Source organism: Halomonas sp. LS-001 (assembly GCF_052983955.1).
On record NZ_CM129816.1, the window covers coordinates 3,269,965 to 3,284,305 of the forward strand.

Sequence of the window (14,341 nt, forward strand, 5' to 3'; positions counted from 1 at the left end):
ATGCTGGATATCGGTTTTCTTGAACTCTTGATCATCGCCGTAGTGGGTTTACTGGTACTCGGCCCTGAACGCCTGCCCCGTGCAGCGCGTACTGCCGGGCTATGGGTCGGCAAGATAAAGCGTACGGTATCCGGGATGCAGCGCGAAATCAGCGCTCAGCTTGAAACAGAAGAGCTACGCCAGAAGCTCAATGAGCAGCAGAAAAAACTGGATGATAGCCTGAAGAAAGCCAAGCTGGACGTTGAAAGCGTTGCCGAGCCGTCCGATGCTGCCAAAAGTCAGTCATCCGAACATCAGGCTGAGCAGCGACTTGCCGATGCCTCCGCGCGTATTGACGACGCCCTGAACACCGTGCGTGAAAGCGCCGAACAGAGCGCCAGTTCAATCACACAAGAGGCATCTTCTCAAAAGGCTGATTCTCAAAAGACTGATTTGCAAAAGGATCACAACCCTCGATGAGCAGCGGCGACTCCCAGGAGCAGCAGGCTAAACAGGCGCAGGCTCCACTGATTGAACACCTGATTGAACTCCGCTCACGTCTGATGCGTGCTGTTGTGGTCGTTCTGGTGATTTTTCTTGGCCTGTACCCGTTTGCCAATGACATCTACACCTTCGTAGCACAACCGCTGATGGCATTGCTGCCGCCCGGTTCGCAGATGATTGCCACCGAAGTGGCCTCTCCCTTTCTGGCACCGTTCAAATTAACCCTGGTGGTGGCCGTCTTTGCCGCAGTGCCTTTTATCCTCCATCAGGCCTGGTCGTTTGTGGCCCCCGGGCTTTACGATAATGAAAAAGCCCTGGCGATTCCGCTACTGGTCTCCAGTGTCGGGCTTTTTTATGCGGGTGCCGCCTTTGCCTATTACATCGTATTCCCCCTGCTGTTTGCTTTTTTCACTCAGACAGGCCCGGCTGACATTCAGGTAATGACCGATATCAATCAGTACCTGAACTTCGTACTCAAGCTTTTCTTCGCCTTTGGCGTGGCCTTTGAAATTCCTATTGCGACTTTCCTGCTGGTGTTCAGTGGCGCGACCACCGTGGAAAGCCTCTCGAAAAAGCGCCCATATATCATCCTCGGCTGTTTTGTCGTCGGCATGTTACTGACACCGCCCGATGTGGTATCACAAAGCCTGCTCGCCGTCCCCATGTACCTGTTATATGAAGTCGGTCTGTTGTTCGGGCGACTGGTGCGCAACCGCCGCGCTGCAGCAAAAAACGCCGAGGAAGGCGAATCTGACAGCACCCAGTAACATACCGGCTACCCTGCTCACGCTGACTGACAAGTCGTCAATAAAAAACCTCCGCCCACTTTGCTTAAGGACGGAGGTTTTTTGATGGGGCCAAGCGTTGATGAAAATAAGCCTTTTATGAAGACAAACGTTAGGGTCTGTTGACGTTTCATTCACGGCCGCGCTGGTGTCAGTTTTTATTCGGGGCAAGGCAGGAGGAGAGACGTTTGGTAACTCCAAATGAACGACGACTAACGCAGCAGCGGATAAAAACTGACCCAGCCCTTCGGGTTGCGCCTCAAAATGCACCATACTGCGTTGCGAAACTTGAGAAGGGAACCACCCTTAACGGCGTTCCGCGCCTTGTCTGGCACATTTTGATGCGGCAACGCGGTTCGCGATGAAACGTCAACAGACCCTAGTGAAAACAAGTTTTGGTGAAGACAAGCGTTGGTGAGGACATGTTTTTAATAAATAGCGTGGCTAATCAGCCCATCATGTCGTCAATCCGCTCGACCAGTTTGAAAATACCGGTGGCCGCTTCACTGATGCGGGTCGCAAGCATGTAGGCCGGTGTGGTCACGACACGGTTTTCAAAATCCACGACGATATCTTCGACACCGCAGCTGCGGTGAAGGCCGCCCATCGCACTGATCGCCCCTGCAACGCCGGGGTCATGCCCGACCGTTACAGCGACACCTTCTCCCAGCAGGCGCGGTACCATCACGGGGGAAATGCACATCAAACCTATCGGCTTAGCGTCTTCCCGGAACGCTTGCAACGCCTCTTTAAGCGGCTCCAGCACCTGCATATCGTCACCTTTAAGGGCAAAATCCGACAGGTTTTTCGCCACCCCGAAGCCGCCCGGGACAATCACCGCATCAAATTCACCAGCATCCAGCTCGTCTAAGGGGCTGATGTCTCCTCGTGCCAGCCGGGCTGACTCTTCCAGTACATTGCGCGTGCTGCCTTCGACCTCATCCTGGGTGATATGATTGATCACGTGATGTTGAGCCATATCCGGCGCGAAACAGTGATAACCAATGCCCAGTTGATCCAGTCGCAATAAGGTCAATGTGGTTTCATAAATTTCAGAGCCGTCATACACACCGCACCCTGCTAATATCACCGCTACCTGCTTGGTCATAGTTCCATCCTCATGAAGAGCCAAATAAACAGCCCTTCACTCTAGGCAGTTTATATGTCAGCCACAAGCCTGCTTTCGCTACTGAGCAAGACTGATATACTCACACGACGCCTATCGGGCACCCACTTACGCGATTGTCTGGAGAAAGCCGTTGAACACACCTGCTCCCCGTCACTTCCCTGCCACCCGGATGCGCCGCATGCGCCGCGATGATTTCTCCCGTCGCTTGATGCAGGAATCGACACTCACTCCCAGCGACCTGATTTTGCCGGTTTTCGTACTGGAAGGTGACAATCAACGCGAAGCCGTTGCCTCCATGCCCGGCGTTGAACGTCTGTCCATTGACCTGTTAATTGAGCAGGCTCGTGAGGCCTACGCACTGGGCATTCCAGCGCTGGCGCTATTCCCTGTGATCGGGCCAGAGCAGAAAAGTGAGCTGGCAGAAGAAGCTTACAACGCTAATGGCCTGGTCCAGCGCAGTGTGCGCGCCCTGAAAGAAGCCCTGCCAGCGCTGGGTATTATTACCGATGTGGCGCTTGACCCTTACACCAGCCACGGTCAGGACGGCATCCTGGATGAGCGAGGCTATGTACAGAATGACCGCACGGTTGACACCCTTCTTAAGCAGGCTCTTTCCCACGCTGAAGCCGGCGCAGATGTGGTCGCACCGTCTGACATGATGGATGGCCGTATCGGTGCCATCCGCCAGATACTTGAGCAGGAACATCTGCATAACGTGCGCATTATGGCGTATAGCGCCAAGTACGCGTCCAAGTACTATGGCCCCTTTCGTGACGCGGTCGGCTCGGCATCGAATCTCGGCAACGCCGATAAGCGCACCTATCAGATGGACCCGGCCAACAGTGATGAAGCCATTCATGAAGTGGCCATGGATATTGCCGAAGGCGCTGACATGGTGATGGTCAAGCCAGGCATGCCCTACCTGGATGTCGTGCGCCGGGTCAAAAGCGAGCTTCAGGTGCCCACCTTTGCCTATCAGGTCAGCGGTGAATACGCGATGCATCGCGCTGCGTTTGATAACGGCTGGCTAGACGCCGACAGTGTGATTCTTGAGTCATTGATGTGTTTCAAGCGCGCCGGTGCCGACGGCATCCTGACCTATTTCGCCATGGACGCCGCTCGTCTGCTAAACGCACAAAACTGAGAAGTCAACATGACCGCTTGCTGACATCAATGTTTCACCGCTGCTCAATGTCGGAAAAAAGATGACCTTTTAGTGACACTCCTTTGTCATCTTTTTCGTCCATAATAGTATTAGTAAAAAAGATAATTTTGATGACTCAGGAGCGGTGATGGATACATCCGGTGAAGATAAACAACGTCAGGCAGGTGCCGACACAGGAGCAGGTGACAGCGAAACACCGCCCCTGCGGATCAACCGTACGCCTACGGGCGTTCAGGCACGGGAAAACCAGCTGGAAACAGACCTGGATGATACTCAGCTGTATTTCAACCGCGAACTTTCCCATCTGCAGTTTAATATCCGCGTGCTTGAGCAGGCATTGGATGATGCGCACCCGCTGCTCAACCGGCTGATGTTCCTGCTGATTTTCTCGTCCAATATGGATGAGTTTTTCGAGATCCGCGTCGCTGGCCTGAAGCATCAGATTGCCCTCGGTGATGATTCAACCGGCGCGGATGGCCGCCTACCCAAGGCGGTGCTGAGCGAAATTTCGCAGATCGCCCATGAACAGATTACCCGCCAGTATCAGATTCTGAATGACACCCTGCTACCTGCACTGGAAGCGCTGGGCCTGCGTTTCCGTCGCCGCGGCCAATGGACCGATGACCAGAAATCCTGGGTGCGGGCAATGTTCAACGACGAGATCATGCCGGTGATCAGCCCCATCGGGCTGGATCCTTCCCACCCGTTTCCAAGGCTGGTCAATAAAAGCCTCAACTTCATAGTCGAGCTGGAAGGTAAAGATGCCTTTGGCCGCGCTGGCGGCATGGCCATTCTACCGGCACCACGCTCATTGCCGCGCCTGATGGCCCTGCCCAAGGAGCTATGCGAAGAGGGCTACTCGGAATATGTGTTTCTCTCATCGATGATCCACGCCCATGCCGAAGAGCTGTTCCCCGGCATGCGGGTTCGCGGCTGCTACCAGTTCCGCCTGACCCGCAATGCTGATATGACCGTCGATCCTGAGGAAGTCTCCGACCTAGCATCAGCATTGCGCGGCGAGCTGCTGGCCCGTCGTTATGGCAGTGGCGTTCGCCTGGAAGTGGCCGACAATTGCCCGCAAGACCTGATCGACTTCCTGTTGCGCCAGTTCAACCTGGACCAGGAAGACCTCTATCGTGTTGCTGGCCCCGTCAATCTGACCCGCATGATGGCGGTCCTCGGCGACGTTGACCGGCCAGAACTGCTTTATCGGCCGTATACACCAGGCATACCCAAAGCCCTCAAGGCGGGCAGCCTGTTTAACGCCATTCGCAAAAGTGACATTCTGCTTCATCATCCCTTCCAGTCGTTCACCCCGATTGAAGACCTGCTGAGCGAAGCTGCGCGCGACCCTGATGTGCTGGCGATTAAACAGACGCTCTATCGTACCGGCGCAGACTCGCCGATTGTGGGCGCTCTGGTGGATGCGGCCAGACAGGGCAAAGAAGTGACCGTGGTCATTGAGCTACGCGCACGCTTTGATGAAGCAGATAACCTGCAGCTGGCCTCGCGCCTGCAGGAAGCCGGTGCCATCGTGATCTATGGCGTGATGGCCTACAAAACGCATGCTAAGATGATGCATATCGTGCGGCGTGAGAAAGGGTCCTTGCGCCACTACGCTCATCTCGGCACCGGCAACTATCACTCCAAAACCGCCAAGCTGTATACGGATTACAGCCTGCTGACTGCCAATGAAGCCCTGTGTGCCGATGTGCATCGCGTTTTCCAGCAGCTTTCCGGCATGGGTCGGGCAAGGCGCATCGAGACGTTGCTGCATGCCCCCTTCACCCTGCATGAAGGGCTCACCGCGATGATTGAGCGGGAGGCGCAGAATGCCCGCAAAGGTAAACGCTCGCATATCATCATCAAGTGCAACTCGCTTACCGAACCGAAGCTGATCAAATCCCTCTATCGCGCCTCTCAGGCTGGCGTGGAGTGTGACCTGATCATTCGCGGCATGTGCTGTCTGAAACCGGGCATTGAAGGGGTCTCGGAGAACATCCGTGTCCGCTCGATTATTGGCCGTTTTCTGGAACATACACGGGTTTTCTATTTCCACAATGATGGTAAGTCAGAAGTCTGGTGTTCAAGCGCCGATTTCATGGCCCGCAATATGTTCCACCGGGTGGAAACCTGTTTCCCGCTGCTGGATAAAAAACTCGCGACCCGTGTGCGCAAGGACCTTGAAACCTACCTGGTGGATAACTGCCAAAGCTGGCTGCTGCAGTCAGATGGTACCTACCAGCTTCAGGATCACGGTGAAGGCGCGCCGATCAGCGCACAGGAAACCCTGCTCTACGCCTACGCGTCCAAAAGTTAGTGGATTAAAACCGACGCCCCCTCGACGCACATGCGTCGAGGGGGCGTTAATGCTGTTAAAGCCAAAATATCGTTATTCGAAAACTCAGGCGTATCGATGGCGCAGCTGGTTCGCCGCTTCAACCATGTTAGCCAAGGCTGGCTCGACTTCTGCCCAACCCCGCGTTTTCAGACCACAATCAGGGTTCACCCAAAGCCGTTCGGCCGGGATTTTTTCAAGCGCTTTTTCCATCAGATCCACCATCCACGCCACCTCAGGAATATTCGGCGTGTGAATATCATAAACCCCTGGGCCAATGTCATTCGGATACGCAAAATCCTGGAAGGCGTCCAACAACTCCATATCGGAACGTGAAGTTTCAATCGTGATCACATCAGCATCCAGCGCCGCGATGGCAGCAATGATGTCGTTGAACTCCGAATAACACATATGCGTATGAACCTGAGTGCTGTCCGCCACGCCAGCTGCACTTAACCGGAAGCTCTCCACCGCCCAATCCAGATAAGTCTGCCATTCATGCCGGCGAAGCGGTAAGCCTTCACGAAGCGCGGGCTCGTCAATCTGAATGACCTGAATGCCCGCCTTTTCCAGATCCAGCACTTCGTCACGCAACGCCAGGGCAATCTGGCGGCAGGTCGTCGCCCGGGGCTGGTCATCACGCACGAACGACCACTGCAGAATGGTTACAGGCCCGGTCAGCATGCCCTTCATGGGTTTATCGGTCAGCGACTGCGCGTACGCCGTCCAGCGAACCGTCATAGGCACCGGGCGCGAAATATCACCAAAAATAATCGGCGGTTTGACACAGCGGGAGCCATAACTCTGTACCCAGCCGAAACGCGTAAAGGCAAAGCCCTCCAGCTGTTCACCAAAGTATTCCACCATATCGTTACGCTCAGCTTCACCGTGCACCGGCACATCCAGCCCCAGGGCTTTCTGGCGTTCCACAACGTAGGCAATTTCTTCACGCATGCGCGCTTCATAATCGGCCTGGCGCAGCTCGCCAGCTTTAAACGCACGACGCGCTGCACGTATTTCGCCGGTCTGTGGAAAAGACCCAATCGTTGTGGTCGGAAATAACGGCAGTGCGAGCCCCTCTCGCTGCGCCTCGGCACGAGCCGCATACGGCGATTGTCGCTGGCTATCCTGAGCCGTCATCGCCGACAAGCGAGCACTCACGGCTGGCTGGTGAATACGGAGTGATTCCCGACGCGCATCCAGTGCGCGGGTTGCATCGCTCACCCGTTGCTCATCCCTAGGTATTGCCCGGTTGTCGGTCAGCCGAGCCAGGGTGACAACCTCATCAAGTTTCTGGCGGGCAAACGCCAGCCAGCCTGCCAGTTCACTATCCAGCTCGGTTTCCTGAGCAAGGTCTACGGGCACGTGCAGCAGCGAACAGCTGGGCGCCAGCCATAGCCGCTGACCGAGACGTACTTTTAGCGGTAGCAGACGTTCACGCAGAGCCGCCAGATCTGCTCGCCAGACATTGCGGCCATCCACCACACCAACCGACAACACCTGATGGGGGCTTAAGCGATCGATAACGCTTTCTATCTGTTCGGGGGCGCGCACGGCATCAATATGCAAACCGGCCACAGGCAGGCGTGTGGCTAATGAGAGATTATCGCCCAAGGCGCCAAAATACGTGGCCACCAGTAATTTCACTGGCGCTGACTGCAGGCGATGGTAGGCACGCTCATACGCCTGCTGCCAGGCCAGCGGCAGATCCTGCACCAACGCTGGTTCATCAAGCTGTACCCACTCAACGCCCTGAGCAGCGAAACGCGTCAGTATTTCGCTATACACATCCAGCACGCTATCCAGCAGGCTCAGGCGCTCAAACTCACTGCCTTTGGCTTTACCTAACCATAACCAGGTCAGCGGCCCCGTCAGCGTCACTTTCGGCGTAAAGCCTGCCTGCAAGGCTTCATCCACTTCATCAAACAGACGCTCAGATGCCAGCGTAAACGTTTGCCCCTCATGCAGCTCAGGGACCAGGTAGTGGTAGTTAGTGTCGAAATACTTGGTCATTTCACAGGCAGCGGCTGGCTCACCGCTGGGGGCACGGCCACGGGCCATGCGAAAGGCCGTGTCGAGATCCACGCTGCCAGCATCCACTTCCTGCTGGGCGTTAAAACGTGCCGGTATCGCCCCCAGCGTGACGGAAACATTAAGCACCTGGTCGTAGAAGGCAAAATCACCAACACTGACAACATCAAGGCCCGCTTTTTGCTGGGTCTGCCAATGAGAGAGCCTTAGCTCTTTTCCCGCCGCTTCCAGTGCCTGCCTTGATATTTCCCCTTGCCAATACGCTTCTGTCGCTTTTTTTAGTTCGCGTTTAGCACCAATGCGGGGATAGCCGAGAATATGAGAAACTGTCATGATGAAACCTTCCAACGTGAATGATTTCGCATAGTCTGCTTACCCCACCAAGGTGAATCAAACTAAAGTTTTTAATGATAACTATGAAAAATTCTCAACATGATTGAATTACGCCATTTGCGCACCTTACTCGCCCTGCGTGAAACCGGTTCATTAGTGGAAGCGGCCGAACGGGTTCATCTGACTCAGTCGGCGCTTTCCCATCAGCTGAAAGACCTGGAAAGCCGCGTCGATGGCCCCCTGTTTGTGCGTAAAACGCGCCCGGTGGAATTTACCCGAGCGGGGTTGCGCCTGCTGGCGCTAGCGGATGAAATTTTACCTGAGGTGCGTAAAGCAGAGAGAGACCTGGCGCGTCTGGCAGGCACCGAACAGGGCCGGTTACACATGGCCATCGAGTGCCACAGCTGTTTTCAATGGTTGATGCCGACGGTCGATTACTTTCGGGATCATTGGCCAGAGGTGGAAATTGACATTCCCAGCGGTCATCATTTCGACCCCTTGCCCGCCCTCGCCAGAGAGCAGCTTGACCTAGTGATCACCGCTGACCCTCAGCCATTGGAAGGGGTACATTACGCGCCGTTATTCCGGTATGAAGGGTTGCTGGCGGTGTCACGCCAACACCCCTTTGCGGGTCGCCCGTTTATTACGCCCCAGGCACTGGCTGAAGAAACACTGATCACCTATCCGGTTGAGCATTCCCGGCTGGATGTCTTCAGTCAGTTTTTAACGCCGGCCCATGTACGCCCAAAGGAGATCCGCACCGCTGAGCTCACGATCATGATGATGCAGCTGGTGGCGAGTGGACGCGGGGTCTGTGCATTGCCCAACTGGGCGTTGACCGAGTATCTGCAGCGCGATTACGTCAGCGCAGTCAAGCTGGGGGAGAACGGCATCTGGAGCACGCTGTATGCCGCCATTCGCGAAGAGAACCGAGAGGCGCCCTGGATGCAGGACTTTTTACGCACCGCAAAAGAGACATCCTTTGCCGTGTTGACCGGCATTAAACCGGCGACTCGCGACGAGGAATCAGCAGGGTAAAGCGCGCCCCTCCCAGAGAGGGGCTGGTATCGACCGTGGCGCTGCCACGATGCCCGGCCATGACCTTCTGTACAATCGACAGTCCCAGACCATAACCGCCGGAGCTACGGGCACGACTGTCATCCAGACGCGTAAAGGGTTTAAAGACCTCTGCACGGGATTCTTCCGGCACCCCAGGCCCGTCATCCTCAACGTCTATGCGTACCAGACGTGGCTCATCCCATAAACGCACCTCGACGCGGGAACATCCATGCCGACAGGCATTACTCACCAGGTTTTGCAGCGCGCGCTGCAAATAACGCGGCTCGGCGAGCAGTTCAATTTCCGGGCCTGGCAACAGGATCAAGGTCATCGATTCATGCAGCGGCGCTAACGTATCCAGAACGCGCTCGACCATGCTTCGACAATCCACTAATGAGGTTTCCATTTCGGCGCCATTCACGGTATCACCACCAAGCCGTGCATAGGTGAGAATTTCGTCTACCAGCTGATCCAGCTCTGAGATATCGTCATCAATGCCTTGTAATTGACGGCGAATGGCGGGCTGGTCGGTCATGTCTTCGACCATCTGGACGGCAAAGCGAATTCGGGCAACGGGCGTACGCAGCTCGTGGGAAACGGCGCGAATCATCTCCTGCTGGCCTCGCAGCAGGGACTGAACCTGGTTTGCCATACCATTGAAGGCCATGCCCAGACGCCCCAGAAAGTCACCGTTTTCCACTTTTACCCGGGTTTCCAGGCGGCCGCTGGCAATCCGGGTTGCCGCCTGCTCAAGGCGTGCCATACGGGCTTCGATATTGCGCATGATCAGATAGATCACCAGCGACAGTACGATCATGACGCCCAATAGAAGAGGCAAATGAAGATACAGTGGCAGGAAGTCGCCCTGGACAACCGGGCCAACTTTTAGCCATCTCGGTGCCCCGGAGGGCCCATCAGGCAAAGCGGCTAGAAAGGTCACACGCAGCTGTTCGCCCTCAAGGCGGGTGATGACCTGACCGCTGGCCAGTGCCTGACGTTGCTGAAGGGAAAGGTCGCCGGGAAGCTGATCAAACAGGCGCAATGGCCAGTGTTCACTCGACAGTGCCTTGAGTCGCGCCGGTTGCTGAGCTGATGGCATCTCCGCCAGATCAGCGGCAGCCAGCGCTACACTGGCCATCCACTGCTGTTCGTGCCACTCATCAAACTCGATACACAGCAACCGGGAGGATTCATTGAGGCGTTGACACAAACGCCAGGGAGAGGATTCTATCACCCGACCGCCACGCGTCAGCCGCATCCTGTCAAAATAACCAAGATCCGCTTCATCAAGGGACATCAGGTTCAGTGAGATGGCATCACCAAAGTGCTGGCGCAGAGCGGGCAGGCGTTGCTCTCGCTCACCAGGCGGTAACGGAGCAAGTTCAGCGACCAGCACCGCCATGGGAAAGTGGGCAAGCTGTTCCCGGTAATCATCATGACGAACCGTCTCAATCAGCAGCCGCCCCGTCAGGGCAATCAGGAAAATCCCCAGTAGCGTCAGCCCTAATAACAGGTAAAAACGCAGGAAGGGGCTGCGGTTCAATACCCGGCGCATAGCATCCTCACCTCACCTCACTTGACCGGCAGCGCTTGATGGTTAAAAGCCCGCTGATTAATGACTGGCTGCTTTAACTAACTATTTTTAAACAACTATTTTAAACAACCATCTTTAACTAACTATTTTTAACTAACTATCTTTAACAAACAGATAGCCTTTACTGCGCACGGTTTTGATGCGATGCGGCTGATTGGGGTCATCACCAACCTTGGGCCTTATCCGCGACACGCGAACATCAATCGAGCGATCCTGACCATCGTATTTAATGCCGCGCAGCTGGGTGAAGATTTCTTCACGGGTAAGCACCTTGCCTGCGTTGCTTGCCAGCAGCCACAGCAAATCAAATTCGGCGCTGGTCAGGTCGATGCGTTCACCTAACAGCCAGGCTTCACGGGTGGCGCTATCGATTTCGAGGTTATCAAAGCGCAGACGCACCTCGCCCATCGGCGTGGGTTGGTCGGCGCGACGCAAAAGGGCACGCATTCGTGCCAGCAACACTCGTGGCTGAACGGGTTTGGCCACATAATCATCCGCTCCCATTTCCAGGCCTAGCACCTGATCCAGATCGTCGGTACGTGCCGTCATCATCATGATGGGACCGGAAAAATTCGGTCGTACACGTCGACAGATCGACAATCCGTCTTCACCGGGCAGCATTAGATCCAGAATGACCATGTCAGGTTGTAGCGTCAGGATACGATCCACGCCTTTTGAACCATCCACTTCAAGCGACACCTGAAACCCATTGGCTTCCAGGTAGTTGCGTGTCAACTCAGCCAGACGTTGATCATCTTCAATGATCAATATGTGGTCCTGGTCTGGATGGTCCGGTACGTTTGGCTCCTGTTTTCCCAGTGCCTCAAACTGCTTTTCTAGATGGTCGACCATGCGTATTTTACACTCCACTCAAATCTTTCACGTTTCTGTCATTCGCTACTAAGAAACGTGCGTTTACATTGTGTCAGGATACCTGAAAACAGGGTTTTCGCCTGCTTTTATCCACCCGTTAGGGCCCTTTTTGTCGATTTTAATGAGATTGAAGCACCTTGATTAGCATGCTCACTACCTCTACAGTGAAAGTGACCGTATCAAAAAAGGAGAACTTCATGTCTGACAGCTCCCCCAAAAGCGTTATCAAACGCGTTTATGTACCCACCCAGGTTTATGATTTACCCAACGGTGAACGCCTGAAAATCCCTGGGCACTACAAAACGCCTCCCAAAGAAGATAGCAACGATCAATAACGCAGAAAGGCAAGTCATGAGACTCGCCTTCCATTGGTCGCAATGCATGTGTCTGGTAAAACATCAGCCTGGACAGTTAGCCTTTTGGCCCAAGTAATAGCCAGGCAATCAGCCCCACCAGCGGGAAGAAAAGCAACACCAGTATCCACAACAGTTTGGATACAGCGCCCGCTGGGCTTTTGGCAACTTTGACAATCGCCCAGATCAGAATGATCAACCAGATCAAACCTAATAGTCCGCCTACTTCAATTCCCATTTTGCACCTCTTGCGTCAACGCAGGTTTATGGCTCAGTGGTTGGCTTGGGTGAACGAAGCATCATCTCACCCTGCTGCATCTCAATATTCAGCAATCCAAGAAAACTCATTCCCAGTAATACCACGTCTTGCTCACTTTTCGGGCTGATAGAACCTTGCACATCGGTCACCCGGATTGCGCCAAGGCGCACCTCATCCAGGTGAGTCAATGCACCTTCAACACGGCCATTCGCGGTATTGAACCAGGCGCTACGGCCGGGCTCCAGCCCCAGGTCTTCGGCTAGATTGGCAGGCACCGCCACATAGGTCGCGCCAGTATCCAGCAAAAATGTCACCGGTTTGCCATTGATAAAGCCGGGGGCCTCAAAGTGCCCGGCACGATTGCGCTTCAGCACCAGAGGCTTTCCCGATTCTGCGGTCTGAATAATATGCGTGTTAGGGTGCCACATGGCTTTCCAGCCACCGTAGACCCACCAGGTACCTACGGCCATCAGTAGCACCCAGAACAACAGCATCATTACCAAACCACTGCCACGTTCACGCTGGCCCATTTCACCTCTCCTGAAGCGATGCCAGAAGCACCGGTGATTAATCTGAATCACCGCACCACTGACGCGCAACGTCACGTCCACGGGTTTCATTAACCCCCAGGCAGATCACAATGGCCAATATAAAAAACACGGCACATAGCAGAATAGCGCCCTGCAGCCCTACCACGGCTTGCAAGGTGCCTAGCATGACGATACCCAGCACCCCTGCCAGCTTGTTCGCCAGCCCCCAGAAACCGAAAAATTCTGCGGATTTGGAAAGCGGCGAAAACAGCCCCACCAGAGCACGACTGGCCGATTGACTCGAGCCCAGGCTTAACCCCGCCAGACACCCTACCACCAGAAAGACGTACTGGGCCTGCCACTGCAGGTCAAACCACGTATTCACTAACATTGTGACCTCCGGTGTCGCCCAGATGGCGATAATGGCGGTCACCCACAACACCAGGGTGATCTGATAGGTTCGCTTGGCACCCAGCTGATCCTGCACCCAGCCCAGGCCCACCGCTCCCAGCGCCGCCGTTATCTGAACAATGATAAACATGATGTTGCGAACGCTTTCATCCCAACCGATCACCTGGGCACCGTAGATAAATGCAAAGGCAATGATGATGTACACCCCGGCCATCGAAAACAGCAGTGAAACCAGGAACCGGCTAAGATCCTGAAAGCGGTGTAACTCGCGAAACGTCGTTGAGACGCGCTGCCAGGCAATCTGCCGAAAGTTATTCACTACCGGTTGTGGCTGACCACGTTCTTTCAGCCACACAAACGTCGGGATAGCCGCAAAAAGGAAGAAACCTGCCGCAAACGGCCCGACCCAACGGATGCGTTCAAAGTTATCAGCACTTGCCTCACCCAGCACCATCAGGGTGAACCCTGCCGCGCACAGCCCGCCAATATACCCTAGCGCCCAACCAAAGCCGGAGATTTTACCCAGGGATTCAGGCGGCCCCAGTGAAGGGAGAAAAGCGGCAATAAACGACTCCCCCATGGAATAGGCGTAATTGGACGCGATAATCAGCGCCATTCCCAACCACACATAACCCGGCTCGACAAAGTAAAGCAGCGCAGTGGCCACCACGGTGGCGAGATAACTGACGAACAGGAAACGCTTTTTCTCGGCGCGGTAGTCCATTATTGCCCCGCACAGGGGGGCGCTTAACACGACCAGCAAAAAACTCGTCGCCAGCGCCAGGCTCCATAGGAGATTTGCCAGACGAAAGTTATCACCGCGATCTCCGACAATCACAGTGGTAAAAAGCTCGCCAAATACCACCGTAATAATCAGCAGTGTGAAAGCCTGGTTGGCAAAGTCGAACATTGCCCAGCCAAAAATTTCGCGTCGAGAGGCGAAACGGCTGCTTGGCATTGGCTCAGTCACGCAAGAAGATTCAGACGTCATCAAAGTG

The 14,341-nt window shown here is 54.9% G+C and carries 13 protein-coding genes; 6 read left to right on the forward strand and 7 right to left on the reverse strand.

Going from position 1 to position 14,341, the window contains the following annotated elements; translation table 11 throughout:
• Entirely contained in the window at window positions 1-459 is a 459-nt protein-coding gene (gene tatB, locus ACU6TU_RS14455; RefSeq protein WP_447142087.1) for a Sec-independent protein translocase protein TatB, read from the forward strand.
• Window positions 456-1,250, forward strand: a complete 795-nt coding sequence (gene tatC / locus ACU6TU_RS14460; RefSeq protein WP_447142088.1) for a twin-arginine translocase subunit TatC — start codon at window positions 456-458, stop codon at window positions 1,248-1,250. Before tatB ends, tatC begins: the two co-directional genes overlap by 4 nt.
• Window positions 1,251-1,716: 466 nt before the next feature.
• Here the strand turns inward: tatC and elbB are convergent, their stop codons facing one another.
• The gene (gene elbB / locus ACU6TU_RS14465; protein ID WP_447142089.1) at window positions 1,717-2,376 is read right to left on the reverse strand and encodes an isoprenoid biosynthesis glyoxalase ElbB; all 660 of its coding nucleotides are present in this window, start codon (window positions 2,374-2,376) and stop codon (window positions 1,717-1,719) included.
• A gap of 151 nt (window positions 2,377-2,527) precedes the next feature.
• On the opposite strand from elbB, the gene hemB reads away from it, so the two are divergent.
• On the forward strand, window positions 2,528-3,541 hold the full coding sequence (hemB, locus tag ACU6TU_RS14470; RefSeq protein WP_447142090.1) for a porphobilinogen synthase: 1,014 nt from the start codon (window positions 2,528-2,530) through the stop codon (window positions 3,539-3,541).
• A gap of 148 nt (window positions 3,542-3,689) precedes the next feature.
• The gene (gene ppk1 / locus ACU6TU_RS14475; RefSeq protein WP_447142091.1) at window positions 3,690-5,882 is read left to right on the forward strand and encodes a polyphosphate kinase 1; all 2,193 of its coding nucleotides are present in this window, start codon (window positions 3,690-3,692) and stop codon (window positions 5,880-5,882) included.
• Between the two features lie 84 nt (window positions 5,883-5,966).
• Here the strand turns inward: ppk1 and metE are convergent, their stop codons facing one another.
• Window positions 5,967-8,264: a 5-methyltetrahydropteroyltriglutamate--homocysteine S-methyltransferase gene (gene metE / locus ACU6TU_RS14480; RefSeq protein ID WP_447142092.1), complete on the reverse strand. Its 2,298-nt coding sequence runs from the start codon at window positions 8,262-8,264 to the stop codon at window positions 5,967-5,969.
• A gap of 99 nt (window positions 8,265-8,363) precedes the next feature.
• Here metE and ACU6TU_RS14485 point away from each other — a divergent pair, with 99 nt between their 5' ends.
• Entirely contained in the window at window positions 8,364-9,302 is a 939-nt protein-coding gene (locus ACU6TU_RS14485; RefSeq protein WP_447142093.1) for a LysR family transcriptional regulator, read from the forward strand.
• Here the strand turns inward: ACU6TU_RS14485 and ACU6TU_RS14490 are convergent.
• Both ACU6TU_RS14490 and ACU6TU_RS14495 read right to left on the reverse strand, forming a co-directional pair.
• Window positions 9,265-10,878: an ATP-binding protein gene (locus tag ACU6TU_RS14490; RefSeq protein WP_447142094.1), complete on the reverse strand. Its 1,614-nt coding sequence runs from the start codon at window positions 10,876-10,878 to the stop codon at window positions 9,265-9,267. The two genes, ACU6TU_RS14485 and ACU6TU_RS14490, sit on opposite strands and share 38 nt — an antisense overlap.
• 132 nt (window positions 10,879-11,010) lie before the next feature.
• The gene (locus tag ACU6TU_RS14495; protein WP_447142095.1) at window positions 11,011-11,769 is read right to left on the reverse strand and encodes a winged helix-turn-helix domain-containing protein; all 759 of its coding nucleotides are present in this window, start codon (window positions 11,767-11,769) and stop codon (window positions 11,011-11,013) included.
• A gap of 218 nt (window positions 11,770-11,987) precedes the next feature.
• Here ACU6TU_RS14495 and ACU6TU_RS14500 point away from each other — a divergent pair, with 218 nt between their 5' ends.
• Window positions 11,988-12,125 carry a hypothetical protein gene (locus ACU6TU_RS14500; protein WP_447142096.1) on the forward strand — a complete coding sequence of 46 codons (138 nt, stop codon included), beginning with the start codon at window positions 11,988-11,990 and terminating at the stop codon, window positions 12,123-12,125.
• Between the two features lie 76 nt (window positions 12,126-12,201).
• Here ACU6TU_RS14500 and ACU6TU_RS14505 read toward each other — a convergent pair whose 3' ends face one another.
• The 3 genes from ACU6TU_RS14505 to ACU6TU_RS14515 are packed head-to-tail and all read right to left on the reverse strand — an operon-like array spanning window position 12,202 to window position 14,334.
• Window positions 12,202-12,381: a PLDc N-terminal domain-containing protein gene (locus ACU6TU_RS14505; protein ID WP_100820855.1), complete on the reverse strand. Its 180-nt coding sequence runs from the start codon at window positions 12,379-12,381 to the stop codon at window positions 12,202-12,204.
• Window positions 12,382-12,407: 26 nt separating this feature from the next.
• Window positions 12,408-12,932, reverse strand: a complete 525-nt coding sequence (locus ACU6TU_RS14510) for a retropepsin-like aspartic protease family protein (protein WP_447142097.1) — start codon at window positions 12,930-12,932, stop codon at window positions 12,408-12,410.
• A 37-nt stretch (window positions 12,933-12,969) separates the two neighbouring features.
• Window positions 12,970-14,334, reverse strand: a complete 1,365-nt coding sequence (locus tag ACU6TU_RS14515) for an MFS transporter (RefSeq protein ID WP_447142098.1) — start codon at window positions 14,332-14,334, stop codon at window positions 12,970-12,972.
• Window positions 14,335-14,341: the final 7 nt, after the last annotated feature.